The organism is Conexibacter woesei DSM 14684 (assembly GCF_000025265.1).
Lineage (GTDB): Bacteria > Actinomycetota > Thermoleophilia > Solirubrobacterales > Solirubrobacteraceae > Conexibacter > Conexibacter woesei.
Genome location: NC_013739.1, coordinates 4,947,800 through 4,973,378, shown reverse-complemented (window position 1 = coordinate 4,973,378; position 25,579 = coordinate 4,947,800). Strand labels below are relative to the sequence as shown.

The window sequence follows — 25,579 nt, the reverse complement described above, 5'->3', positions numbered from 1 at the left end:
GCGCCCGGGCGGTCAGCCCTGCCCGCCCTCCTCGGCGGCCTGCGCGGTGCCGCGCCAGTTGCCCGCGACCTCGTTGAGCGGGTCGCCGGGCGAGTCCTCGTGCGGACGGGCGCCCGGCACGCCGCGGTCGGCGCGCTTGCGCTCCCAGTCCTTGCGCGCCTCGTCGATGTCGTGCCCGACGCGGTCGGACTCGCGTCTCAGCCTGCGCAGCTCGTCGTCGAGCAGCCGCTCGCGGGCGTGGATGCCAGCCTCGTCGTCGGGGCTGCGGTCGATGTCTCTGATGTCCGGGGCCATGCGACCGTGGTACCCGGGCGAGAATCAGGTGAAGCGGACCTTGCCGTTCGATCTCGCGCGTGCCTGGGCGCGCGTGACGAACTCGAGCCGCTTCATCGCGGCGCGGAAGAGGCGCGTGACGAGCCGCAGCCGCGCGTTCTCGGAGCGCAGGTCGAGCAGGCCCTGCTTCGCGTCGTGGCCGAAGTCGACCGTCGCGGCCATCGCGTAGGCGCCCATCTCCGACAGCTCGGCCGTGTCAGGCCGTCTGTCGGTCGCGCGCTCGACCAGCTCCGCGTACGTCTCGCGCGCGAGCGCGGCGGCGGCGCCGTCGAGCACGTCCTCGCGGTCGTGGAGGAACTCGACCGTCCCGGCAGGGTACGGCAGCCGCTCCTCGCGCTCGACGATCCGGAACGGCCGCGTCCCGCGCGCCAGCAGGTTCAGCCTGCCGTCGTCCATCCGTTCGAGCACCTCGGTGATCTCGCACGCGCAGCCGACCGGTCGCAGGCCGTCGTCGGAGAGCCAGACGACGCCGAACTCGGTGCCGCGCTGGAGGCACAGCTCCATCATCGTCTTGTAGCGCTCCTCGAAGATGTGGAGCGGGACGATCTCGCCCGGGAGGGCGACGATGCCGAGCGGGAAGAGGGGGAACTCCCGTACGAGCCGGTCCGGCATGGACGGGAGTCTAGGACCTCGCGGCTACTCGACGACGAGCAGCGCCGCGCGCGGCGGCCCGCACGCGCCGACGCGCAGTCGCATCCGCACGCCGAAGACGTCCGCGGGGCGCACGGTCACGTGCAGCGGCTCGTCCTCGCCGCCGGCCGCGTGCATGATCGCGGCGCCGAGCGGCTCGGCGCCGGGGGCCTCGGCGTCGGCGGCGCACAGCAGCTCGGCGACAGGACGGCCGACGGCCGCGGCGGCGTCGACCCCGAGCAGCTGCGCGGCGGCGTCGGAGAGGGTCTGGACCGCGAGCGTGCGGTCGACGAGCAGGAAGGCGTCGCCCGGCGCGGGCGCGAGGTCGGCGGGCGCCTCGACCAGGATGCCGAGACCGCACGTCTCGCAGCCGCGTGAGAACGGCGGTGGGACGTGTCCGTGCGGTGATGGGGAGCCGCAGCGGCCGCAGAACCAGCGGTGCGGACGCGCGGCCTCGGCAGTTGAGGGGACGAGTTGGAGATGGGCGCGGGACGAGCTCATGGGGGTTCGGAGGGTCGTCGCGCGGACCGGCGCGCTTCCCCCCTTCGAGTTGCCAGGGGGGAGGCGCGGCGCGCGCGGCGACATGACTGCGAACACCCGGACCGGCCCCTGTCTCGGAGGAGCACCAATGCTGAGCGCCACCAACCTCTTCGCCGAGGTCGACGACCACGATCACGACGCGATAGCGCGCGACCTCCACGCCGCGATCCTCCGTGGCGGCGAGCTGACCGGCACCGACGCCGAGGCCGAGCGCACGCGCGGCAGCCATGCGCTGATGTGCGCCGCAGGCGAGCTGCTGACGGAGGTCGCGCTGGTGTCGCAGGTGTTCGAGCGCGAGCTGCTGCGACGGCCGGCGCCGACGGACACCGAGCTGCGGGAGCCGAGCGAGCGACTGCGCGACACGAGCGCCGCGGCGGCGCGACTGCTGTGGCGCGCGCTGGAGGCGCACCCGCGCAACACCTACCAGCTCGACGCCGGCCGCGACGGGGTCGCCCGCGTCGCCGGCGCGGTCCTGAGCGGCGACTCCGAGCGGCTGGGGCTGCCGCCGCGCGGGCCGGTCACGATCGCGCGCGGCGCCGTCGGCGAGCTGTTCGACGCGCTCTCGTGCGAGCCGGACGACCCCGCGATGGTGCCGGTGCACCTCGCCACCTCGCTCGGTTACGTCGTCTCGCTCTACATGCTGGCCACGACACTGACCGGGCGCACGATGTCAGTACTCTGACCCGCTCGCGAATGTTCGAGGGTCTTCGACCCGAAAAGTCGCAGGGGGGAACGCGCCAGCTTCGCCCGACACACCGGCAGCAGCGTTCTTCCCAGTCCACCCCCTTTCCGAAACAGGTGCCTCCGCCGATGTCACTCCGCCTGCAGCGCCGCGCGCTGATCGTCACCCTTGCCGCACTCGCGAGTCTCCTCTTCGCCGTGAGCGCCGCGCGCGCCGCGGGCACGCCGGACATCTCGGCGACGATCACCTCTCAGACGATTTTGCATGGTTCAACGGTCCCGGTCACCGTGACGGCGAGAAATCCCGCCGGGCAGCCGTACGGCTACAACCTCAGCTACCGCGTCGTGCTGCCTCCCGGCGTGACCTACGCGGGCGGCGCGGAGACGGCGCCGAGACAGATCAGCGGGCCCGGAGTGGGCGAGACGACGCTGCTCTTCCGCAACGTCTCGGACTTGTCGCCGAACGCGACCAACGTGCTGGCGTTCGACGTCACCTACAACACCGTGACGTACGACGTCGGCTCGACCTTCCCGATCAGAGCGCAAGCGTTCGTCAACGACGCGCCGCGCTTCGTCCCGCAGTTCGACGCGGCAGGTCAGCCGGTCGGCTCCGGCGCGAGCTCCTACACCGGCTACAGCGCTGAAGTCACCGGCACGACGACGATCAACGCGATCGACGTCGAGAAGGACGAGCCGTCGCCTGAGGGCGAGATCCTCCGCGGCGTGCACGACCACCAGACCGTCTACACGGTCTCGGTCAGAAACAACGGCATCAGACCGACGACGGACGTGACGCTCGTCGACTTCGTGCCCGCCGGCCTCGAGTTCCTCGGCTGCGGCGGCCCCGGCGCCGACAACACGACGAACGCGCCGACCAACGCCGGCAGCGCGCAGGAGTACCCGGGCTCCGGCCCGATCGTCGTCGCGGCGTTGGCGCCGTGCACCGCGCCGCAGACCGTCGAGACCGTCAACGTCGATCCTGACGGCGCCGGACCGCTCCCGAGCGGCGTCTACACGCGCGTCGAGTGGGCTGTCGGCACGCTCGCCAACGGCGAGAGACGCGAGTTCAGATACCGTGCCGCCGTCCCGATCCGCGAGAACACGATGACGTGGACGGGCGCGACGCCGGCCAGAACCGGCCCGCAGGCGACCAACCTCGACAACAACTCCGGACCGGAGACGCGTGACGAGCAGGCGCTCGTCAACCACGCGACCGCGAGCGGCAGATACAACGACTCGCTCACGGTCAGAGACGAGACGACGCTGACGCGGACCGCCGAGGACTGGGTCGTGCACAAGAGCGCGTCCGGCGACGATCTGGTGCAGGGCGGGCTGACGACATGGACGCTCGAGTTCGAGACCTCCGAGTACCGCTCCGTCAGAGACGCCACCGTCACCGACACGCTGCCGAACGGCCTCTGCCCGCTCGGCGCGACGAACCTGACGAGAACGCCGAACGCGAGAGACGTCGAGTGCGATCCGGTCGGCGGGCTGCTGCCCACCGCGCCGTACACAGACGCGACCGAGAACGCCGACGGCACGTGGACGATCACGTGGAACAGCACCGACTTCCCAGCGCTGGCGCAGACCGGCGTCAGCGACAGATTCACGCTCAGATTCCCGACCCGCACGCGCTCGCACTACCAGTCGAACTACGAGCCGACGACGCCGATCCTGACGCGTGACGCGATCGACAACAGAGTCAGAACCGAGGGCACGGCCGTCGTCCGCTGCCTGCTGCCCGGCTCGCCGGACTGCACGACGCCGGGCGGCGCTGAGATCGCCCACGACGCCGGCTACGGCAGCGGCACGATCCTGCCTGACGCCAGCAGCGCCGGCCAGCAGTCCAGCAGCCCGAGAATCGTCAAGCTCGTGGCCGCGTCGGGCATCGACTGCGCGCTTGCGACGTACGTCAGAACGGTCCCCGTCTACCACCCGGGCGACCGCGTCTGCTGGAAGGTGCGCGTCGACTTCCCGTCCGGCGTCGACACCTCGCCGCAGGCGATCCGCGACTTCCTGCCGCCGGGCGCGACGTTCGAGGCCACCAGCGACAGACCGTACGGCGCCAACAACGTCACCTCGACGCTCGACGCCTCCGCCGCCGCCGACGGCGTGCTTGCGTGGACGGTCACCGGCACGACCGTGCCGAGAGGCAGCCTCGTCTTCGAGCGCGTCTTCTCGACGATCGTGCGGCCGCCGAGAGCCGTCCACGGCGAGGTGCTCGGCAACCTGATGAAGTTCTCGTCGCTGAACACGGCGGGAGTCTCGGAGCCGCTGCGTGACTCGGTCGACATCAGACTCGAGACGCCGCTCGTGAGCCTGCTGAAGGGCGTCGCGAGAATCGAGCGCGGCGGCTCGCAGGTCGACGGGCCGCACGCCGCGAACAGAGACAACAGAACGGTCCAGGCGAGCGACAGAGTCACCTACCGGATCGACATCTCCAACACCGGCAGCCAGGACGCGACCGACGTCGAGGTCTGGGACGTGCTGCCGTTCAGAGAGTACGACTGCATGCTTCCCGGCGTCGCTGCGATCAGCAACGGCGGCGCGTGCGTCGACGGCGGCATCGGCGCCGACAGAATCAGATGGAGCGGTCTGACCGTTCCGGCCGGCGGTTCGCTCACGCTCACGTACACCGCGACGGTGCCGGTCGACATCGGCGCTGCGCGCAACCTCGTCAACACCGCCGGCGTGCGCCAGTTCATCGGCGTCTCGAACACCGGCGACCCGCTCAACAACGTCGTCTACATCCCGTCGAGCAACATCGACCCGGCGCAGGAGCCGAACGCGAACACACAGGCGGCGAGAGACCCGAGCAACGTCGTCACGAGAGACGCGACGATCGCCAAGACGGCGACGACGTCGGTCACCGAGGCAGGCAACACGACCAGCCAGGCGACGATCGGCGAGACGATCAGATACACGGTGACCGCGACTATCCCGGCCGGCACGACGCTCGGCAGAGACGTCACGATCACCGACGCGATCGACAGCTCGCTGCGGCAGAACTACGTCGTCGGCAGCGAGAGCGTGGTCGTCACCGGCACGCCCGCGACGTACACGATCGACACCAGCGGCGCGACGCCGAGCGTCAGATTCGACAACGACGTCGTCGTGGCGGCGGGTGGCCCGGACGCGACCGTCAGACTCGTCTTCGACGTGATCGTCGCGGACGTCAGCACGAACACGCGCACGTCCGGGAACCTGACGAACAGCGCGACGCTCAGATGGGCCGACACCAGAAACGGCACGCAGACGAGAAACTCCTCGACCGTCAACACGACGATCGTCGAGCCGCTGCTCTCGCAGGCGAAGAGCGACGACCTCGGCGGCGCCAAGGTGCTCCCGGGTGACTTCGTCACGTACACGGTCACGACGACGAACGGTGCGGGCAGCCCCGGCCGCGTCTCGGTCGCGCACGAGGTGCTGATCGCCGACGTCGTGCCGATCGGCCTGACGCCGGTCGACGGCAGTGGCAACAGACTCGCCGACGGCGCGACGATCCCGGGCAGACCGGGCGTGGTCTGGAACGAGGGCACGCGCACGATCTCGACCACGGTCGCGACGATCGCGCCCGGCGCGAGCGCCGGCTTCACGTACAGAACGCAGGTCGACGACCCGGCGGTCGGCGGTTCGAGACTGACGAACGTCGTCACCGCGAGAACGCAGAGCCTGCCGACGTCGGGCAACCCAGACCGGCGCGACTCGACCAGAACGAACAGAACCGGCTACGAGGCGAGAGCCAGCAACACGATCGGCATCAGAGGCGCGACGATCGCCAAGAGCGTCACGCCGGCGAGACTGACGGTCGGCGAGGTCGCGAGCTACGAGCTGCTGGTGACGATACCGGCGGACATCGAGCTCTATGACGTCACCGTCACGGACGTGCTGCCGGACGCGCTCGCGTTCGTCGAGTACGGCGCGGTCACCTGCGTCAGCGGCCCGTGCCCGTTCGTCAACGACCCGCTCGGCAGATACACGCCTGTCGTCAACGCCAACGGCACGACGACGATCGCGTGGGACTTCGGCGACATCGTCACGCCGCTCGCGACGCCGCTCGTGATGAGAGTCGCCTACAGAGCGCGGCTGCGCGACAGACACGCGAACGGCGGCGCGAATGTCGTCAGAGCCGAGACCGCGGTCAACACCGCGGAGGTCGGCTCCAACAGCACCAACAGAGTCGCCGGCCCGTTCGACCCCGGCGCGATCCCGAGCGGGTTCGAGGAGAGAACGACCGACAGAGCGACCGTCACCGTGATCGAGCCCAGAGTCTCGATCGACAAGGCGGTCAGCGTCGATGGCGGCACGTTCACCGACGGCCCGACGACGGCGCAGTCCGACGACGCGCTCGAGTACCGCCTCGTCGTGAGAAACAGCGGCGACTCGCCGGCGTACGACGTCGTCGTCAACGACATGCCCGACGCCGAGCTGACAGACGTCACGATGGGGACGCTGCCGAGCGACGCCACCGTGACGAAGGCGTGGAGCGCTGCTGATCGCAGAATCGTCTGGACGATCGACGGGCCGATCGCGCCCGGCGATACCGTGGAGCTGACGTACAGAGCGAGACTCGTCACCGCCGACCAGCTCAGCGACGGGCAGGCGATCGACAACACCGCCTCGGTGCCGGACTACTTCGGCGTCAGAAGACTGGAGCGGGGCGCCAACCCGACCGTCGACTACCGCGACTACAGAGACGGCGGCAGCGACAGCGTCAGAGTCGTGCTCGACTTCCCGACGCTGACGCTCGTCAAGACGACCGGGCTGGCGTCCTTCCCGGACACCGGCGACGCCGAGGTCGGCAGACCGTTCCCGTGGCGCGTCGTCGTCAGAAACACCTCGGCGACGGCGACCGCGAGCGACGTGGTCGTCACCGACACGCTGCCGAGAAGCTGGTCCTACGACAGCGGCTCCGCGACGGTCGACGCGGTCGCGAGAGCGCCCTTTGTGACCGCGAACGCGGCCGGCGACAGACTCGACTGGACGATCGCCTCGCTGGCGCCCGGCCAGACGGCGACGATCGCCTTCACGGCGACGCCCGCGCCCGCGGCGGCCGACGACCCCGGTACGGGCGCGAGAGCGAACGTCAACAGCGCGCTCGTCAGCTCCGCGAGAGACGAGGCCGGCAACACCGGCAACAGAGACGGCGACTACGGAACCCCGCCGGACACCGCGACGGCGACGTTGAGAATCCCGGCGCTGACGATCAGAAAGACGCCGGACGCAGGCAGCGCGGTCGCGGGTGAGGGCTCCTTCTTCACGATCGAGGTGGAGAACACCGGAGTCGCGAGAGCGAACAACCTGACGATCTCGGACGTGCTGCCGAGCGGGCTCACCTACACGGCCAGAAGCGCGGAGGCGACGCCGAGAGCGGGCTTCGTGGAGATCGCGCCCACGCCTGGCCCGGGCCCGGGCGAGACGACGGTCGTCTGGACCGTCGCCGAGCTCGCCGTCGGCGCGAGAGTCTCGATCAGACTGCCCGTGACCGTCGCGGCGGACGTCGCCGACGGCACCACGCTCGTCAACAGAGCGACGGTCAGATCGGACGAGCTGCCGACGCCGATCAGAGACGACGGCTCGCTCGACGTCAGAGCGAGAGCGGACCTGGTGATCGTCAAGGATGGCGACCCGAGATATGTCGCCGGCCGCGACTACACGTGGAGCCTGAGAATCACCAACGACGGTCCCTCCGACGCGCAGGACGTCGTCGTCAGCGACACGCTGCCGACCGGCGTGACGTTCGCCTCGGCCGACGCGCCGTGCACGTTCGCGGCGGGTGTCGTCAGATGCGAGCTGGTCAGACTCGCGGCGGGTGCGACGAGAACGTTCGTGCTGACCGTGAGAGTCGATCCGGACACAGTCGGCCTGCTGAGCAACACAGCCAGAGTCGACGCCAGAACCGACGATCCGACGCCCGGCAACAACGAGGACAGCCACGACGCGAACCCCGACCCGCTCGCCGACGTGACGGTGCTCAAGACCGCCACGCCGGAGGCGATCGCCAGAGGCCACCAGAGCACGTTCACGCTGACGGTCAGCAACAGAGGGCCGTCGGTGGCGCGCGACGTCAGACTGCGCGACGTGCTGCCGAGCGGGCTGACGTTCGTCTCGGTCGACGACAACCGCTGTGCGGAGTCCTCCGGCACGATCGACTGCGCCCTGGGCGACCTCGCGGTCGGCACGCCGGTGACGCTCCACGTCACCGTGAGAGCCGCGCGCGACGGTGACTGGACGAACACGGCGACGGTCACCACCACGACGCCGGAGCCGCAGGGTGGCGGCGATCCCAACAGCGACGACGCGACCGTCGTCGTCGGCCCGGTCGCCGACCTCGGCGTCGTCAAGGACGGCCCCGCGACGGTCGCGGCCGGCGGTCAGCTGACGTGGGACGTGACGGTCACCAACCACGGCGGCGACGCCGCGACCGGCGTCGTCCTGACGGACACGCTGCCGAGCGGCGTGACGTTCAGCGGCGCCAGCGACGGCTGCACGCAGGCCGGCGGGACCGTCACCTGCGCGATCGGCGCGCTGGCGGTCGGCGAGAGCGCGACGCGCCAGATCACCGTGACGGTGCCGACGGCGCTCGGCTCGGCGACGATCGTCAACACGGCGGTCGTCGACGGCGACCAGATCGACGAGAACCCGGTCAACGACAGAGACGACGCGACGACCACGGTCGGCCCGTCGACCGATCTGGCGATCGTCAAGAGCGGGCCGGCGACGGCCGCCGCGGGCGGCACCGTCGCCTGGACGCTCGTCGCGACCAACAACGGCCCCAGCGCCGCGACCGGCATCGTCGTCGCGGACGCGCTGCCGCAGGGCGTGACGTTCGTCTCCGCGACGCCCGCCCAGGGCACGTGCAGCGCCGGCGGCCAGCAGGTGACGTGCACGGTCGGCGCGCTCGCCGCGGGCGCCTCGACGCAGATCCAGGTCGTCGGCCAGGTGTCGGCGGCGCTCGAGAACGCGACCGTCGTCAACGTGGCGGCGATCACGGGCGAGCAGCCCGACCCGAACCAGTCGAACAACCGCTCCGAGGTGCCGACGAGAATCGGCCCGCCGAACAGCGGCAACTTCGACCTGGTGCTGAGAAAGAGCGTGGAGGGGAGAACGGCCCCGGTTCTCGGCGGTCGCTTCAGCTACGCGCTCCAGGTCACCAACAGCGGTCCCGCGACGGCGACGAACGTCACCGTGACGGACACGCTGCCGCGTCAGGTGAGAGGCGTCTCGGCGACGGTGCCGGGCGGCAGATGCACGCTCAGAGGCGCGCTCGTGACGTGCAGACTCGGCTCGCTCAGAGCCGGTGAGAGCCGCACCGTCACCGTCAGAGTCACCGCGATCGCGGCCGGCAGAGCGGTCCGCAACGCGGCGGCGGTCCGCTCCGACGTCGCCGACCGCGACCCGTCCAACGACCGCGCGTCGGCGACGACCGCGATCGGCGCCGGGCGCGCGACGCTGAAGATCGCCAAGACGACGCTCGGCAGAGCGAGAGTCGTGCCCGGCGGCGTCGCGCGCTTCCGCGTCACCGTCACGAACACGAGCACCCGCGCGGCGGCTGACGTCGTCGTCTGCGACCGCCTCCCGGAGGAGCTGAGCCTCGTTTCGACCGGCGGCGGCAGACTGCGTCGCGGCGACCTCTGCTGGAACGTCGGGCTGCTGCCCGGCAAGGGGTCGCGCACGTTCACGGTCGCGATGCGGGTCAACCGCGACACGCGCGCCGGAACGGTTCGCAACGTCGCGACCGTGACGGCGTCCAACGCGGCGAGCAGACGCGCCCGCGCGGGCGTCGCCGTCCTCCCGCCCGGCGGCGCGGTGCTGCCAGGCTTCGGCAGAGGCGGCGGTGTCACGGGGTAGCAGGCGAGCCGCCGCCGTCGTCCTGACGGCGGCGGCGGTCGGCCTCGCCGCCGCGGCGGACCCGGGGAGCGCCCTCGGAGCGGACCCGGCGGCGCGCGCGGCTGAGCCGGCCGTGGCGGCGCCGAGCACGCGACGGGCGTGGACGGCGCGCGTCGTCGCGCCGGTCGCGGTGCGGGCGGCGCCGACGGCGTCGAGCCGCCGCACCGGCCGCGTTCTGCCCGTCGCGAAGTGGAACGGCGGGAGCGTGCGGCTGCTGGTGCTGGAAAGCCACCGTGAGCGCGGCAGCGAGCGCGAGCACGGCGGCGAGCGGCTGTGGCTGCGGGTCGCGCTGCCGGAGCGCCCGAACGGCCGCAGCGGCTGGATCGACGCGGACGCGGTGCGGCTCGCGCCGGTCCGCTGGCGCGTCGAGGTCGACGTCGACGCACGCCGCGCCGCGGCCTTCCACGACGGTCGCGAGGTGCGCTCGTGGCGCGTCGTCGTCGGCGCGCCGGGGACGGTCACGCCGCGCGGCCTGTTCGCCGTCTACGAGCGCGTGCGCCAGCCCGCCGGCTCCGAGCTGGGGCCGTACGCGCTGCACCTGACCGCGCACTCCGACACGCTGTTCGACTACGGCGGCGGCAGGGGGCGCGTCGCGCTGCACGGCCGCGCCGGCGCGCTGCTCGCCGACCCGCTCGGCAGCGCCTCCTCGCACGGCTGCGTGCGGATGGACAGCGCCGTCGTCACCTGGCTGGCGGCGCGTGCCGGGCCCGGCACGCCGGTGCTCGTGCGCTGAGCGGGGCGGCGCGCGGCGCCGCACGCCGCCTGCGCGCGCGTGAGCCGGGCGAGGCGCGCCTCCGTACCACCGGAGATGACCGACTCGACCGCGATCGTCTGGTTCCGCCGCGACCTGCGCCTGCACGACCATCCGCCGCTCGTGCGCGCGCTCGCCGCCCACGCGCGCGTCGTGCCCGTCTTCGTGCTCGACCCGGCGATCGTGCGCGGGCGCTTCGCGTCGGGCGCGCGGACGGCGTTCATGCTCGACTGCCTGCGGGAGCTGGACGCGGACCTGCGCGAGCGTGGCAGCGGGCTGGTCGTGCGCGAGGGCAGGCCGGAGCGCGAGCTGCCGGCGCTGGCGCGCGAGATCGGGGCTGCCGCCGTCCACTGGGCGAGCGACGCGACGCCGTACGCGATCGCCCGCGACCGCCGTGTGCGCTCGGCGCTGGCGGCGGCGCAGCCCGCGGTCGCGGCGGTCCCCGGGCCGGGCAACTTCGTCGCCGACGTCGGCCGTCCGCGCACGAGAGCCGGCGGGCCGTACACGGTCTTCACGCCGTTCCACCGCGCCTGGCAACAGCTGGAGCGCCGCACCGTCCACCGCACGCCGGCCGTGCTGCCGCCGCTGCCGGCGGGGCTGCGCAGGGGCGCACTCCCGTCGCTCGCTGCGCTCGGCCTGACCGACGAGCTGAGCCCCACTGCGCGCGCGGTCGAACCCGGCGAGCGGGCGGCTCGCCGCGCCGCCGAGCGCTGGCTCGACGGCCACCTCGGCGACTACGCGCGCGACCACGACCGGCTCGCCGGCGGGACCTCGGCGCTGTCGCCGTACCTCCACCACGGCTGCCTCTCGGCGCGTGAGTGCGAGCAGCGCGCCGTGCGCCGCGGCGGCGAAGGGGCGGAGGCGTTCGTCCGCCAGCTCGCCTGGCGTGACTTCTACGCCCACGTGCTGCTGCACCACCCAGAGGACGTGCGGCGCGAGCACCAGGAGCGGATGCGCGCGCTCAGGTGGGAGCGGGACGACGAGCTGCTGGCCGCGTGGCAGGACGGCCGCACCGGCTTCCCGCTCGTCGACGCCGGCATGCGTCAGCTGCGCGCGAGCGGCTGGATGCACAACCGCGCGCGGCTCGTCACCGGCTCGTTCCTGACGAAGGACCTGCAGCTCGACTGGCGCGCGGGGGAGGCGTGGTTCATGCGCTGGCTGCTCGACGGCGACGTCGCCTCCAACAACGGCAACTGGCAGTGGATCGCGTCGGTCGGCGTCGACCCGGCTCCGGCGTTCCGGCGGATCCTCAACCCGGCGCTGCAGCAGCGCCGCCACGACCCCGACGGCGCCTACGTGCGCCGCTGGGTGCCCGAGCTGGCGCGCGTGCCCGACGCGCTGCTGACTGAGCCGTGGCTGATGAGCGAGCAGCAGCAACGCGCCGCCGGCTGCCGCATCGGCGCCGACTACCCGGCGCCGATCGTCGACCACGCGCACGAGCGCCGGCGCGCGCTGGAGCGCTACCGGGCGGCGGGCAGCGAGTCGTAGACGGCCGCCAGCCGATGCACCGCGTGCGTCAGCGCCGGCTCGGCGAGCGCGCCATAGCCGAGTACGAGCCCGGGCGGGCCAGGCGTCACGCGGTACCAGGAGAGGCCGTGCAGGATCATGTCGTGGCGCTTGGCGTGCGCGAGCAGCGCCGCTTCGTCGGCGTCCTCCGGCAGCAGCGCGACCGTGTGCAGCCCGGCCGCGACGCCGTCGACCCGCCACTCCGGCAGGTGCTCGGCGAGCGCCGCGACGAGCGCGTCGCGGCGCGCGCGGTAGCGCGGGCGCATGCGCCGCAGGTGGCGGTCCAGCTCGCCGCGCTCGACGAAGTCGGCGAGCGCGAGCTGGTCGAGCACCGGCGTGCCGAGGTCGTCGAGCGTCTTCTCCGTCCGCACCGCGTCGTACAGCGTCCGCGGCAGCGCCAGCCAACCGAGCCGCAGGCCCGGCACGAGCACCTTGCTGGCGCAGCCGGCGTACGCGACGCGCTCCGGCGCGAGCCCTTGCAGCGCGCCGACCGGCTCGCGGTCGTAGCGGTACTCGGCGTCGTAGTCGTCCTCGATCACGAACGCGTCGTTGCGCTCCGCCCAGGCCAGCAGCGCGGCGCGCCGCGAGGGCGCGAGCACGCTGCCGAGCGGCGCCTGGTGCGCGGGGGTGACGAGCACGGCGCCGGCCGCGACGCCGGCGAGCGCGTCGGTCCGCAGCCCATGTTCGTCGACCGGCACGGGGACCGGCTCCAGGCCGCAGTTCGACAACACCGCGCGGTGGACCAGGAAGCCGGGGTCCTCGACCGCCACGCGGCGGACCCCGCGGCGCCGCAGCACGCGCCCGAGCAGCGCGACGCCCTGCTGCAGGCCACTCGTCACGAGCAGCTGCTCGGGGTCGGCGGCGACCCCGCGCGCGCGGCCGAGGTAACGCGCGAGCGCGGCCCGCAGGACCGTCGCGCCGGCCGGGTCGACGTAGCCGAGGGCGGCGTCCGGCGCGTCACGGGCGCCGGCGCGCAGCGAGCGCATCCAGGCGGCGCGCGGGAAACCGGCGAGATCCGGCATGCCGGGATGGAAGTCCTCCGGAACGGTGCGCGGCAGCGGCGCCGGCCGCGGCGGCGCGACGCGGCGCAGCGCCTCGGCGACGACGGTGCCGGCGCCGCGTCGCGTTGCGAGGTAGCCCTCGGCGGTCAGCTGCGCGTACGCCTCGACGACGACGCCGCGCGAGACGCGCAGCTGCTGCGCCAGCTCACGCGTCGCCGGCAGCCGCGTCCCGGGCGCGAGGCGCCCGCCGCGGACCCCTTCGCGGAGCTGCCGCTCGATCTGCGCGTGCAGCGGCTCGACGGTGCCGCCGGAGCGGTCGAGCGTCACCAGCAGCTCGATCGCCCGGCCGCCTTGGTCCGGTTCATCGGCAGCAGAGTGGTCCTGTCGAACGGTCCGCATCAGCCGTACCGTAGCGGCACGTCGATCAGACCACTATCCGGAGGGGACAGGCATGGCTGATACGAGCGAGATCACCGTCGTCGGCGGAGGGGTGACGGGTCTCGTCGCGAGCATCGCGTGCGCCGAGCAGGGCGCGAGCGTGCGGCTGCTGGAGCGGCACGCCGCACTCGGCGGGCGCGGGCGCAGCACCGACGGCCCCTACCGCGCGAACTTCGGCCCGCACGTGCTCTACGCCAACGGCACGCTGTTCCCGTGGCTGAAGGAGCGCGGCCTGCTGCCGCCGCTCGCGAGACCGCCGCTCGGCGGCGTCCGCTTCCGCGTCGGCGGCGCCGCACGGAGGCTGCCGCCGACCGCGCTCGCGAGCGCAGTCGCACGGCTCTGGCGGGTGCGCGAGGCGCCCCACGATCTCGACTTCCGCAGCTGGGCGAGCGGGCGCGTCGGCGAGCGCGGCGCCCAGCTGCTCGCGCGCTCAGCCGGCGTCTACTGCTTCCACCACGATCCCGGCGAGCTGTCCGCCGCGTTCGTCTGGGCGCGCTGGCGGCAGGCGTTCGTGAATCCGACGCTGAAGGCGCGCTACGTCACCGGCGGCTGGAGCAGCCTGATCGCAGCGCTCGATGCCGGCGCGCGCGAACGCGGTGTGCGAATCGAGACGGGCACCGCGGTGCACGAATTGCCGCCGGGACCGGCGATCGTCGCGACCGAGCTGCCAGACGCGCGCAGACTGCTCGGCGACGAGACGCTCCACTGGCCCTCCGGCGCGACCGTCGCACTCGACCTCGGCCTGCGACGCCGTCGCGGCGAGCCGTTCGTCGTCTGGGACCTCGACGAGGCGGGCTGGATCGAGCGCTTCACCGCGCCGGACCCGACGCTGGCGCCCGACGGCGAGGAGCTGGTGCAGGCGCAGCTGCCGCTGCGTCCCGGCGAGTCTGCCGACGACGCGGAGCGGCGGCTGGAGGCGCTGCTCGACACGGGCCTCGGCAGCGGCTGGCGCGAGCGCGTCACGTTCCGGCGCCGGATGACGCTCGTCGCGCGCAGCGGCGCGCTCGACCCGCCCGGCACGACGTGGCGCGACCGTCCCGCGATCGACCGTGGCGGTGGGATCTTCCTCGCCGGCGACGCCGTTGCCGCGCCGGGGCTGTTGAGCGATCCGGCGGCGACGAGCGCGTTGGAGGCGGCACGCGGAGCGCTCGCGTGGGCCGGGCACGCGCCCGGCTCGGCGGCTCCAGGAGCGGCGGCGCCCGGCGCGGCCGCTCAGCCGGCGGGCTTGCGCGCGGAGACGAGCAGGTTGTAGAAGATCGCGGCCGGCAGGCGGCCTTCGAGCAGCTTCTCGTCGAGCTTCTGGAACGCGAGGTAGCCGCGGTAGGCGTACTGGCGCCAGCCCCACGGGACGTCCTCGGGCTCGGCGGTCGCCTCCAGCACGCGGTTGGTCCAGCCGAACCAGTTCGCCGTCAGCTCCTCGCCGCGGACGTTGACGTCGGCGAAACCGGCCGCGCGGGCGCAGTCGGCGAGGTCGCCGGGCGCGAACGCGTGGATGTCGACGTAGCGCTCCAACGCGTGGTCCTCGTGGTGGCCGTTGGAGCCGCCGTGGCCGTTGCCGGCGGCGCCCGCCGGACGGGCGCGCAGCGCACGCCGCCACAGCGGCGCGACCGCGGCGGCGCCGCGCTTGGGGACCTGCGCGAGGCGGTCGCCGTAGCGCGACGGCTCGCCCGCGAAGACGACCGTGCCGCCGGGCCGCAGGACGCGGTGGAACTCGCCGAACGCGCGCTCCAGGTCGGGCAGGTGGTGGAGCACCGCGTGGCCGAGCACGAGGTCGAACGACTCGTCCTCGAACGGCAGGTCCTCGGCGCCGGTCGCGACCGTCTCGACGTCGAGGCCGAGCCGCTCGGCGTTGCCGCGCAGGGTCGCGAGCATGCCGGGCGAGATGTCGGTGCAGGTCGCCTCGGAGATCACGCCCGCCTGCAGCAGGTTGAGCGAGAAGTAGCCGGTCCCGGAGCCGATCTCGAGCGAGCGGTCGAAGCCGCCGTCGATCTGCGATCCGAGCACCTTGCGGAGCTTCATCAGCACCTGCTGCTGGCCCGGCTCGCCGAAGTCGATGCCCCACTTCGCGTCGTAGCTGTCGGCGGCGACGTCGTGGTACTTCGTGTTGACGACGCGGATGTCCTCGGCGGTGCTTGGAGCCTCCATAGGCCGCGGGACTCTACCCTTTCGATCCTCATGGAGACCGCATACGTTCAGTCGAACCAGCCCGAGGGCGTGCCGCCCCTGGAGCTCACGGGCGAGCGGACGCTGCCCGACGTGCCGGAGGAGAACTACTGGTACCGCCGCCACCTCGCGGTGTACGAGTGGATCGGCGCGCGCGTCGCGGGAAAGCGGGCCGTCGACATGGCGTGCGGCGAGGGCTACGGCTCCGAGGTGCTGTCGCGCGCGGCGCTCTCCGTCGTCGGCGTCGACGCGAACCCGGAGGCGCACGAGCACGCGCGGCTGCGCTACGTGCGGCCCCACCTGCGCTTCGCGCGAGATCTCGTCGAGACGTTCTCGGAGGAGTGCGACGCGGTCGTCTTCCTGCAGACGATCGAGCACGTCCAGAACCCCGGCGAGATCCTCGAGCACTTCAAGTCGATGCTGGCGCCCGGCGGCGTCGCCTACGTGTCGACGCCGAACCTGCTGACGCTCGCGCCCGCGGGCGCGGAGAAGTCCGACAACCCGTGGCACGTCAAGGAGTACCGCGCCGAGGAGTTCCGCGCGCTCTGCACGGCGCACTTCCCGCAGGTCGAGCTGCACGGCCTCTTCCACGCGCGCAAGCTGCGCGTCCACGAGCTGGCGATCAGAAAGGCCGGCTGGGACGCACTCCACAGGCGGCTCGGGATCACGAGAGCGTTCTACGACCGCTTCACGCCCGCGATCGCGGCGAGCGACTTCGCGCTGCGCGAGGGCGGCGACGCGCAGCTCGCCGGCGCGCTCGACTTCGTCGCGGTCTGCCGTACATGACGGGCGCGGCCGCCGAGCGCGGCGAGCTGGCGTTCGTCCTGCACACGCACATGCCGTACGTCGAGGGCTACGGGACGTGGCCGTTCGGCGAGGAGTGGCTGTGGGAGGCGATCGCGACGTGCTACCTGCCGCTGCTCGACGTGCTCGACGAAGGGGCGCCGGTGACGCTGTCGCTGACGCCGGTGCTGGCCGACCAGCTCGCGGCGCCGGGCCTGGTCGAGCGCTTCGCCGCGTTCCTGCGCGACGTCCGCCGCGAGACGCATCGGATCGACGTCGCGGGCTGCCGCGAGGGCGGCAGGGAGGCATGGGCGCAGGAGCTGGAGCGCGCCGCCGGCGACTACGAGCGGGCGCTTGCGCGCGTCGAGCAGATGCGCGACGGGGAGCTGCTGGAGGCGTTCGCCGCGCACGCCGCGTGGACGTCGTCGGCGACCCACGCGGTGCTGCCGCTGCTGGCGACCGACGCCGGCGTGCGGCTCCAGCTGGAGACCGGGATCGCCGGGCACCGCGCGCGCTTCGACCGCGACGGGCGCGAGTGGCGCGGCGGCTTCTGGCTGCCGGAGTGCGCGCACGCGCCGTGGTTGGACCCGCTGCTGGAGGAGGCCGGCGTGCACGCCGTCTGCGTCGACCTGACCGACGTGCTCGGTCGCGGCGCCGCGCAGCAGCTCGCGCCGCTGCAGAGCGCTGACGGCCCGCTGCTGGTGCCGATCGACCGCGCGACGATCGAGCTGGTGTGGAGCGACGGCGGCTACCCCGCGCACCCGCTCTACCGTGACTACCACGCGTTCACCGTCCACCACCACCGCGTCTGGAGCAACGCGGGGGAGACGTACGACGTCGAGGCCGCCCGCGCGCAGGCGCGCGCCGACGCGGCCGACTTCGTCAGACGCACGATCGCGCGGCTCGACGCCGGCTCCGCCGCGCTCGGACGCCCCGCGCTGGCGGTCTGCGCGATCGACACCGAGCTGCTCGGCCACTGGTGGTACGAGGGGATCGATTGGATGCGCGCCGTGATCGACGAGGCCGGGCGCCAGGGGCTCGCGCTCGCCACGCTCGACGACGCGCTGGCGCGCCACGCGCCGGTCCCGCTCGCCGGCGTCGTCGGCGGCGGGCGCGGCGAGCTGCCGACGACGACGTGGGGAACGCCGCGTGACCTCTCGACGTGGGACGGGCCGCAGGTCGCCGACCTCGCCTGGCAGGCGCGCGCGGCGGAGCTGCGGACGCTCGGCGGCCGGCGCCGCCCGTCGCCGCGCGCGCAGCGCGAGCTGCTGGCGCTGCAGGCGAGCGACTGGGCGTTCCAGGTCTCGCGCGAGCTGGCGGGCCCCTACCCGCGTGAGCGCGCCACCGGCCACCTCGCGGCGCTGGAGCATGCGCTCGCCGCCGATGCCGACGGCGACGGCGCGCACGGCGACGGCGCGGTGCGCTCGCTGGCGCCGCATCTCGCTGCCGGCGTCGCCCTTCCGACCAGCCACTAGACTCCCCGCCGCCGGCCGGTCCTGGCCGGAGAGCCAGACCCCCGCATGGCGCCCGTTCGCATCCTCATCCTCTCCTGGGAGTACCCGCCGCTGATCGAGGGCGGGCTCGCCCGTCACGTGCGCAAGCTGTCCGAGCAGCTGGTGGCGCGCGACGTCGAGGTGCACGTGCTGACGCGCGGCGACGCGCGCGGGCGGCTGGAGGAAGAGATGGACGGCGTCCACGTCCATCGCGTCAGCGAGCCGAAGAAGCCGGCCGACCTCGACGAGTTCGTCACCTGGATCGAGCAGATGAACGGTGACATGGTGACGGCCGGCCTCGAATTGGGCGCGCGGATGACGTTCGACCTCGTGCACGGCCACGACTGGCTCGTGGCGGCGGCCGGCGACGAGCTGGCGCGCAGGCTGCGCTGCCCGTGGGTCGTGACGATCCACGCGACCGAGTACGGCCGCCACCAGGGCTGGGTCGACAAGCACCCGCAGTCGCACATCCACGGCGTCGAGACGTGGATGGCGAACAACGCCGACGCGGTCATCACCTGCTCGCACTACATGCGCGACCACGTCAGCGACATCTACGGGCTCGACGACCAGCGCGTCGCCGTGATCCCGAACGGGATCGACCCGCTCGACCTGCAGCCGGTCGAGGACCTCGACGCGCTGCGTGCCCGCTTCGCGCAACCGAGCGAGCGGCTTGTGCTGCTGGTCGGCCGGCTCGTCTACGAGAAGGGCTTCCAGATCGCGCTCGAAGCGCTCCCGGGGGTGATCGAGCGGCTCGGCGACGTGCGCTTCCTCGTCGCCGGCTCGGGGACGGCCGAGACCGAGCTGCGCGAGCAGGCGTCCGCCTTGGGCCTGCTCGACCACGGCACCTTCCTCGGCTGGATCGGCGACGACGTGCTGCACTCGCTCTACCGGATCGCCGACCTGACGGTCGTGCCGAGCATCTACGAGCCGTTCGGGCTCGTGGCGCTGGAGGCGATGGCGTCCGGCTGCCCGACGATCGTCGCCGACACCGGCGGTCTGCGCGAGGTCGTGCCGAACGAGCACGTCGGCCTGCGCTTCCGCTCGCGCGACCCCGACTCGCTCGCGTCGATGATCGAGCGGGTGCTGTCCGACGAGCCGCTGCGCGAGCAGCTGATCGCCGAGGCGAGCGAGCACGTCCTCAGCTTCGACTGGGCCGACATCGCCCGCCAGACCGCAGAGGTCTACGGCGAGCTGCGGCGCGGCCTCGCCGTCTAGCCGACCGCGCCGGGAGCCGCACCCGCCGCGCGCAGCGCCGCGGCGGCGTCCGGCAGACGGTCGTCACCCCAGAACGCCTGCGTGCCGACGACGACGGTCGGGACGCCGTGCACGCCGAGCGCCACCGCCGCCTCGGTGCGCTCGCGCAGCGCGGCCTTGACGGCCGGATCGCCGGTCGCGGCGAGCAGCGCCTCGGCGTCGAGTCCGGCGGCGCGCGCCGCGTCGGCGATCGCGGCGGGCTCGCTCAGGTCACGTCCGTCGCGGAAGGAGAGCCGCAGCGCGGCGAGCAGGAACGCACGCCCCGCCTCCGGACCGATCGCCGCGGCGGCGGTCGCGGCGCGCATCGCGGCGAGCATGTCGCCCGGCCAGGGCTGCGGCCAGACGACCGGCGGCAGCCCGTATGCGGCGGCGCGCCGTTCGACCTCGGCGATCCCGTCGGCGCGCCCGCCGGTCTGCGACCACGAGGAGCGCCCGGTCGCGCGGAAGATCCCGCCGAGCAGGACCGGCTCCCATGCCGGCGCGACGCCGAGCACCTGCTCGGCCCGCTCGGCGGCGAGATAGGCGTACGGCGAGCCGGAGTCGAGGAACAGGCGCGGGACGGTCATCGTGCCTCAGTCGATCAGCCGCACGCGCAGCCGCCAGATCGCCAACCGCCACATCGCGAGCCCGAAGACGAGCAGGAACGCGAGATGGCCGAGGTCGGCGAGCGGGTCGACGCCCATCACGACGAGGTCGCGGACGAGCTGCACGCAGTGGTAGAGCGGGTTGACCTGCGCGATCGCCTGGATCGCGTCCGGCAGCCCGTCGATCGGGAAGAACGTCCCCGCGATCAGGAACAGCGGCGTCAGCAGGCCGCTCTGGACGTAGTTGAAGTTGTCTATCGTGCCGGCGATCGCCGCGATCGCGACGCCGAAGGCGGCGAAGCCGGCGCCCGTCACGAAGCAGACTATGGGCACGAGCAGGGCGGTCCACTCGGGCGACAGCCCGAACGCGATCGCGACCAGCAGCGGCGCGTTGCCGTAGACGCCGGCGCGCAGCCCGATCCACAGCACCTCGGACGTGACGATCTCGTCGACGTCGACCGGGGCGGCGAGGAACGCGTCGTACGTTCTCTGGAAGCGGTACTTGATGAACGTCCCGTACATCGCCGGAAAGGCGGAGGAGAACAGCACGGCGGTCGCGACGATGCCGGTGCCGATGTACTCCTTGTAGTCGAGCCCGTTGACCGACGACACGAGCGCGCCGAAGCCGAAGCCGAACGCGAGCAGGTAGATCGTCGGGTCGACGACGGAGGAGAACGTGGTCGTCTTCCAATAGCGCGTGAAGATCGTCGCGTCGCGGCTCATCACGCCGAAGACGGCGGTCGGCTCGATCCGCCGCATCCGGCGGCGGCGCGGCTTGGGACGGGCGGCGGTCGCGCTCATTCGATCTCTTCTCCCGTCAGCATCACGAACGCGTCCTCGAGTGTCGCCGCGCGCCGCTCGCCCTCCGGCAGGGTGCCGTTGTGGCGCTCGGCGTGGAGGATCGCCAGCGCCGGGCCGGAGCGGCGCGTGACCCAGCCGGCGGCGTCGGCCTCGGCGCGCAGCTCCGCGAGCCGCGCGGGCGAGCCGTAGACCATGTGCGCCTCGCTGCCGGCGTGCTCCACGACCAGCTCGGCGGGACGGCCCTGGGCGATGATCCGCCCTCTCGCCATCACCGCGACGGTGTCGGCGAGCCGCTCCGCCTCCTCGATGTAGTGCGTCGACATCAGCACGGTCGTGCCCTCGGCGCGCAGGGCGTCGATCAGCGACCACAGCTCCTGGCGCACCTGCGGGTCGAGCCCGACGGTCGGCTCGTCGAGCAGCACGAGGCGCGGTCTGTGGACGAGCCCACGCGCGATCAGCAGCCGCCGGCGCATGCCGCCGGAGAGCAGGTCGACGCGCGTGTCGGCGCGGTCGACGAGGTTCGCTATCGACAGCGCGCGCTCGACCGCCGCCGCGCGGTCGTGCTTGGGGACGCGGTAGAGGCGGGCGAAGACGGTCAGGATCTGGCGGCAGCTCAGCTCGACGTCGAGGTTGTCGAGCTGCGGCACGACGCCCATCTCCGCGCGCGCCTGCTTGGAGTCGTCGGGCAGTCTGTACTCGAGCACGCCGATCGTGCCCTCGTCGGGGATCGCCTGCGAGGTCAGCATCCGCATCGTCGTCGACTTGCCGGCGCCGTTGGGGCCGAGCAGGCCGAGGCAGATGCCCATCGGCACGTCGAGGTCGAGCCCGTCGACCGCCGTCACGGCGCCGAAGCGCTTGACGACGCCTCTGATCGAGATCGCGGAGCCGGGCGCGCTCACGGCGCCCACCGCATCCGCCGCGGCGTCTCGCGGCGGCGGATCTCGCGCGCCGGCGCGCCGGCGACGACCGCGTCGGCGGCGACGTCCTTCGTCACGACCGAGCTGGTCCCGACGATCGCGTTGTCGCCGACGGTGACGCCGCGCAGCAGCGCGGCGCCGTAGCCGATCCAGACGTTGTGGCCGACGCGCACGTCGCGCTTGTAGATCCCCTGCAGGCGGATCGGCCGCTCGACCTCGACGACGCCGTGGTCGAAGTCGATCAGCATCACGCGGTCGGCGACGATGCACTCGCGCCCGATCGAGACGTGCTGGTACGCCGAGATCGTGCACTCCTGCCCGAGCACGGTCTTCGCGCCGATCCGCACCTCGCCCTCGTGCGCGCGGATCTTCGTGCCGTGGCCGAGCCACGACCAGCGACCGAGCACGACCTTCGCGTCACGCCCGATCTCGAACGTCACGCCGGGGCAGACGAACGCGATCCCGTCGGTCTCCAGCCGCCCGCGCCAGCGCAGCTTCAGCCACGCGAGCCGCGCGAACAGGAGCGCGTAGCGGTGGTTGAGCATGCCGTTGCGGCGCAGGAAGCGCACGAACGCGCGCGGCCCGCCGGCGAGCGGCGGCGGCTCGCCGCGCAGCTGCAGCGCGGGGACGTCGAAGTCGGTCGGCGCCATGACGGGCTCCATCGCTCGCCATGCTAGACGTGCGAGGCCTCGATCGGCTCCGCCCGGCCGCCGCGCCTGCCATCATGCGCCGTCGCATGGCGCCGGATGAACGAACGCTCGCCCAGCGGCTGCTGGCTGGGGACAAGCGCGCCCTCGCGCGCGCCATCTCGCTCGTCGAGGACGACCGTCCCGAGGGCTGGGAGCTGGTCAGAGAGGTCTACCCGCACACGGGGCGGGCCGCCGTGGTCGGCTTCACCGGTCCACCCGGCGTCGGCAAGTCGACGCTGCTCGGCGCGCTGACGAAGGCCGAGCGCGCGCGCGACCGGACCGTCGGCGTGCTGTCGATCGACCCGTCCTCGCCGTTCACGCACGGCGCGCTGCTCGGCGACCGCATCCGCCTCACCGAGCACTTCCTCGACGCCGGCGTCTTCATCCGCTCGATGGCCAACCGCGGCGCGCTCGGCGGCCTCTCGGAGGCGGCGCTGCAGGCAGCGCTGCTGATGGACGCGGCCGGACGCGACGTCGTCTTCGTCGAGACGGTCGGCGTCGGGCAGGCGGAGGTCGACGTGATCGACCACGCCGACACCGTCGTGCTGGCGCTGATGCCCGGCTCCGGCGACTCGATCCAGGCGCTGAAGGCGGGCGTGATGGAGATCCCCGACGTGATCGTCGTCAACAAGGCCGACCATCCGCTGACGGACACGATGGTGCGCGAGATCCGCGGCGTGCTGTCGCTCGGGCCGCAGAGAGGCTGGCGCGTGCCGATCGTCAAGACGCAGGCCGCGCACGGGATCGGGATCGAGGAGCTGGTCGAGAAGCTCGAAGAGCATCGCCAGTACATCCAGGCGGAGGGGACGCTGATCGAGCGCCGCCGTCGCAACCTGATGAACGAGGTCGTCGCGATCGCGACGTCGCGGATGCGCCGGCAGCTGGAGGCGTCGATCCGCCAGGACCCGCACGTGCAGGAGCTGCTCGACGAGGTCTGCGAGCGCCGGCTGGACCCGGCGACCGCCGCGGCCGACATCCTCGCGCGCAACGCCGCCGAGGTAGAGCGCGCCGCTCGCGCGCGCTGAGCAGCACGCGCACGCGCCGGCGCCGCGCTGGCCGCGCGCGCCGGAACGTCGTTCACGCCATCGCAACACGCTTGGAATCGCGACCCGCGAGAGTGCTGGCGGATGACGGCTCCCCGTCCGTTGCTGCCGCACCTGCGCACGCGCCTGCCGTTGCTCGGCGGCTCGGACCGGAAGATCGCGGAGGTCGTGCTGAGGCAGCCGCAGGACGTCGTCTTCTGGTCGGTGCGGGAGCTGGCGGACGCGGCCGGGACGGCGAAGTCGAGCGTCGTGCGCTTCTGCCAGGGCAGCGGCCTGCGCGGCTTCCACGACCTCAAGCTCATCCTCGCGCAGGAGACGGCGCTAGCGCGCGAGTCCGACCCGCTGGCGCACGATCCGGCGGGCGACGTGCTCGGGGCGGTCGTCCGGGCCGGGGCCGAGACGTTGCGCGACGCCGCGGCGACCGTCCAGCGCAGCGCCTTCGACGCGACCGCCGGCCTGCTGGCGCGGGCGGACGCGGTGCTGGTGGTCGGCGGCGGCGGATCGGGTCCGCTGGCCCAGGACGCCGCGCAGCGGCTGCGCGTGATCGGCGTGCGCGCCGCGGCGCCGGCCGACGCGCCCGGCCAGCACGTCGCGGCAGCGCTGCTGTCGCGCGGCGACGCGTGCCTGGCGATCAGCCACCGCGGCGCGACGGCGGGAACGCTCGAGGCGGTCGCGGCGGCGGCTGACGCCGGCGCGGCGACCGCCGCGATCACGAGCTTCGCCGGCTCGCCGCTGACCGGCCTGGCCGACCACGTGCTCGTCGCCGGCGCCCGCGCCGCCTCGCCGCGGCTGGCCGCGTTGACGAGCCGGCTCGCGCACGTCGCCGTGCTCGACGCGCTGCTGGTGGCCGTCGCGCTGCGCGACGAGCGGCGCGCAGCGGCAGCGCTCGCCCGTGCCGACGCCGCGCTCGCCGCCCACCGCCGCTGAGCGGCGGGCGAGCTGGGCGCTCAGCGCGCCGCTTCGCCCAGCAGTGCGCGGGCGATGACGAGGCGCTGGATCTCGCTCGTGCCTTCGTAGATCTCGGTGACCTTGGCGTCGCGGTAGTAGCGCTCCGCCGGGAACTCGCGCGTGTAGCCGTAGCCGCCGAGGATCTGGATCGCCTCACCCGTCCAATGCCGCGCCACGCGCGAGGCGAACAGCTTCGCCTGCGCCCCTTCGACCGTGTGCGGCAGACCGGCCTGTTTCAACCGCGCCGCTCGCCACGTCAACGCGCGTGCGGCCTCGATCTCGGTCTGCATCTCGGCCAGCTTCTCCTGGATCGCGCCGAACCGGCCGATCGGGCCCCCGAACGCATGCCGCTCTCTCGCATACGCGGTCGCCACGTCGAGCGCCGCCTGCGCGATCCCGACCGCCTGCGCGGCGATCCCGATCCGCCCGCCGTCGAGCGTCCCCAACGCGATCCGCATCCCCGCGCCGGCCGGGCCGAGCCGCTCGCCCGGCGTCTGCTCGAACGTCAGCGCCGCCGTCGAGGAGGAGTGGAGGCCCATCTTCTCCTCCTCGCGCGCGACGGCGAGCCCGGACGCCGGCCGCTTGACGACGAACGCTGAGATCTCGCCGCCGGCGGACTCGTCGCGGGCGAAGACGATCAGCAGGTGGGCCTGCGCGCCGGTCGTGATGAACTGCTTGGCGCCGGTGATCCGCCCCTCGGCGTCGGCGCGGGTCCGCAGCGCGCCGGCGTCGGAGCCGGCTTCGGGCTCGGTCAGCGCGAACGCGCCCAGCTCGAACCCCTGCGCCAGCGGCGGCACCCAGCGCGCGACCTGCTCGGGCGTGCCGTGCGCGAGCAGCGGCAGCTCGACCGCGCTGGTATGGACGGCGACGGTCACCGCGACGCCACCGTCGGCGCGCGCCAGCTCCTCCAGCGCGAGCACGTAGGAGAGGAAGTCGGTCCCCGCGCCGCCGTGCTGCTCGGGGACGCACGCGCCCATCAGCCCCAGCTCGCCGAGCTGGGCGAAAACCCCTCTCGGGAAGCGGTGGTCGTGGTCCCACGCGGCGGCGTGCGGCGCGATCGCCTCGTCGGCGAACCTGCGCGCGAGCGCGCGGATCTCGCGCTGCTCGTCGGTCAGCTCGTGGAGGCTCATT

At 73.2% G+C, this 25,579-nt stretch carries 20 protein-coding genes; 10 read left to right on the top strand and 10 right to left on the bottom strand.

Translation table 11 applies throughout. The features are described 5' to 3' along the window. Positions 1–12: 12 nt before the first annotated feature. From CWOE_RS23425 to CWOE_RS23415, 3 genes are read right to left on the bottom strand one after another with little or no spacing between them, the layout of a single operon-like run. A complete protein-coding gene (locus CWOE_RS23425; RefSeq protein WP_012936128.1) occupies positions 13–294 on the bottom strand; it encodes a hypothetical protein in 282 nt (93 codons plus the stop codon). Between the two features lie 24 nt (positions 295–318). Further along, positions 319–945: an LON peptidase substrate-binding domain-containing protein gene (locus CWOE_RS23420; protein ID WP_012936127.1), complete on the bottom strand. Its 627-nt coding sequence runs from the start codon at positions 943–945 to the stop codon at positions 319–321. 24 nt (positions 946–969) lie between these two features. Further along, positions 970–1,464 carry a PAS domain-containing protein gene (locus tag CWOE_RS23415; protein WP_012936126.1) on the bottom strand — a complete coding sequence of 165 codons (495 nt, stop codon included), beginning with the start codon at positions 1,462–1,464 and terminating at the stop codon, positions 970–972. 127 nt (positions 1,465–1,591) lie between these two features. Between CWOE_RS23415 and CWOE_RS32990 the strand changes: the two genes are divergently transcribed. The 4 genes from CWOE_RS32990 to CWOE_RS23395 all read left to right on the top strand — a co-directional run bounded on the left by CWOE_RS32990 (position 1,592) and on the right by CWOE_RS23395 (position 12,313). Beyond that, entirely contained in the window at positions 1,592–2,185 is a 594-nt protein-coding gene (locus tag CWOE_RS32990) for a hypothetical protein (protein ID WP_012936125.1), read from the top strand. Positions 2,186–2,313: 128 nt separating this feature from the next. Beyond that, positions 2,314–10,035: an isopeptide-forming domain-containing fimbrial protein gene (locus CWOE_RS23405; RefSeq protein ID WP_012936124.1), complete on the top strand. Its 7,722-nt coding sequence runs from the start codon at positions 2,314–2,316 to the stop codon at positions 10,033–10,035. Beyond that, positions 10,022–10,807 (top strand): L,D-transpeptidase, encoded by a 786-nt coding sequence (locus CWOE_RS31305; protein ID WP_012936123.1) that lies wholly within the window; start codon positions 10,022–10,024, stop codon positions 10,805–10,807. The genes CWOE_RS23405 and CWOE_RS31305 overlap by 14 nt, the downstream gene beginning before the upstream one ends. Positions 10,808–10,882: 75 nt before the next feature. Continuing rightward, positions 10,883–12,313 (top strand): cryptochrome/photolyase family protein, encoded by a 1,431-nt coding sequence (locus tag CWOE_RS23395; RefSeq protein WP_012936122.1) that lies wholly within the window; start codon positions 10,883–10,885, stop codon positions 12,311–12,313. On the opposite strand, the gene pdxR is transcribed toward CWOE_RS23395, so the two are convergent. After that, entirely contained in the window at positions 12,286–13,731 is a 1,446-nt protein-coding gene (pdxR, locus tag CWOE_RS23390; protein ID WP_012936121.1) for a MocR-like pyridoxine biosynthesis transcription factor PdxR, read from the bottom strand. The two genes, CWOE_RS23395 and pdxR, sit on opposite strands and share 28 nt — an antisense overlap. A 52-nt stretch (positions 13,732–13,783) precedes the next feature. On the opposite strand from pdxR, the gene CWOE_RS23385 reads away from it, so the two are divergent. After that, positions 13,784–15,022, top strand: coding sequence for an FAD-dependent oxidoreductase (locus tag CWOE_RS23385; RefSeq protein ID WP_012936120.1), 1,239 nt, complete (start codon positions 13,784–13,786; stop codon positions 15,020–15,022). Here CWOE_RS23385 and CWOE_RS23380 read toward each other — a convergent pair. After that, complete coding sequence (locus CWOE_RS23380; protein ID WP_012936119.1) at positions 14,983–15,915, bottom strand: class I SAM-dependent methyltransferase; 933 nt, start codon at positions 15,913–15,915, stop codon at positions 14,983–14,985. The two genes, CWOE_RS23385 and CWOE_RS23380, sit on opposite strands and share 40 nt — an antisense overlap. A gap of 30 nt (positions 15,916–15,945) precedes the next feature. Between CWOE_RS23380 and CWOE_RS23375 the strand changes: the two genes are divergently transcribed. From CWOE_RS23375 to CWOE_RS23365, 3 genes are read left to right on the top strand one after another with little or no spacing between them, the layout of a single operon-like run. After that, positions 15,946–16,719, top strand: coding sequence for a class I SAM-dependent methyltransferase (locus tag CWOE_RS23375; RefSeq protein ID WP_012936118.1), 774 nt, complete (start codon positions 15,946–15,948; stop codon positions 16,717–16,719). Continuing rightward, positions 16,716–18,191 (top strand): 1,4-alpha-glucan branching protein domain-containing protein, encoded by a 1,476-nt coding sequence (locus CWOE_RS23370; RefSeq protein ID WP_012936117.1) that lies wholly within the window; start codon positions 16,716–16,718, stop codon positions 18,189–18,191. Before CWOE_RS23375 ends, CWOE_RS23370 begins: the two co-directional genes overlap by 4 nt. A 45-nt stretch (positions 18,192–18,236) precedes the next feature. Then, positions 18,237–19,427 (top strand): glycosyltransferase family 4 protein, encoded by a 1,191-nt coding sequence (locus CWOE_RS23365; RefSeq protein ID WP_012936116.1) that lies wholly within the window; start codon positions 18,237–18,239, stop codon positions 19,425–19,427. Here the strand turns inward: CWOE_RS23365 and CWOE_RS23360 are convergent. From CWOE_RS23360 to CWOE_RS34425, 4 genes are read right to left on the bottom strand one after another with little or no spacing between them, the layout of a single operon-like run. Further along, the gene (locus CWOE_RS23360) at positions 19,424–20,032 is read right to left on the bottom strand and encodes a DsbA family protein (protein WP_012936115.1); all 609 of its coding nucleotides are present in this window, start codon (positions 20,030–20,032) and stop codon (positions 19,424–19,426) included. The two genes, CWOE_RS23365 and CWOE_RS23360, sit on opposite strands and share 4 nt — an antisense overlap. A 6-nt stretch (positions 20,033–20,038) precedes the next feature. Further along, on the bottom strand, positions 20,039–20,851 hold the full coding sequence (locus tag CWOE_RS23355) for an ABC transporter permease (RefSeq protein ID WP_012936114.1): 813 nt from the start codon (positions 20,849–20,851) through the stop codon (positions 20,039–20,041). Then, the gene (locus CWOE_RS23350; protein WP_012936113.1) at positions 20,848–21,750 is read right to left on the bottom strand and encodes an ABC transporter ATP-binding protein; all 903 of its coding nucleotides are present in this window, start codon (positions 21,748–21,750) and stop codon (positions 20,848–20,850) included. The genes CWOE_RS23355 and CWOE_RS23350 overlap by 4 nt, the downstream gene beginning before the upstream one ends. Then, on the bottom strand, positions 21,747–22,430 hold the full coding sequence (locus tag CWOE_RS34425) for an acyltransferase (protein WP_328284365.1): 684 nt from the start codon (positions 22,428–22,430) through the stop codon (positions 21,747–21,749). Before CWOE_RS34425 ends, CWOE_RS23350 begins: the two co-directional genes overlap by 4 nt. 74 nt (positions 22,431–22,504) lie before the next feature. Here CWOE_RS34425 and meaB point away from each other — a divergent pair, with 74 nt between their 5' ends. Together meaB and CWOE_RS23335 are read left to right on the top strand one after the other, a co-directional pair. Next, entirely contained in the window at positions 22,505–23,482 is a 978-nt protein-coding gene (gene meaB, locus CWOE_RS23340; protein WP_012936111.1) for a methylmalonyl Co-A mutase-associated GTPase MeaB, read from the top strand. A 102-nt stretch (positions 23,483–23,584) separates the two neighbouring features. Continuing rightward, the gene (locus CWOE_RS23335) at positions 23,585–24,427 is read left to right on the top strand and encodes a MurR/RpiR family transcriptional regulator (RefSeq protein ID WP_012936110.1); all 843 of its coding nucleotides are present in this window, start codon (positions 23,585–23,587) and stop codon (positions 24,425–24,427) included. 20 nt (positions 24,428–24,447) lie between these two features. Here the strand turns inward: CWOE_RS23335 and CWOE_RS23330 are convergent, their stop codons facing one another. Next, positions 24,448–25,578, bottom strand: coding sequence for an acyl-CoA dehydrogenase family protein (locus CWOE_RS23330; RefSeq protein ID WP_012936109.1), 1,131 nt, complete (start codon positions 25,576–25,578; stop codon positions 24,448–24,450). Position 25,579 lies beyond the last annotated feature (1 nt).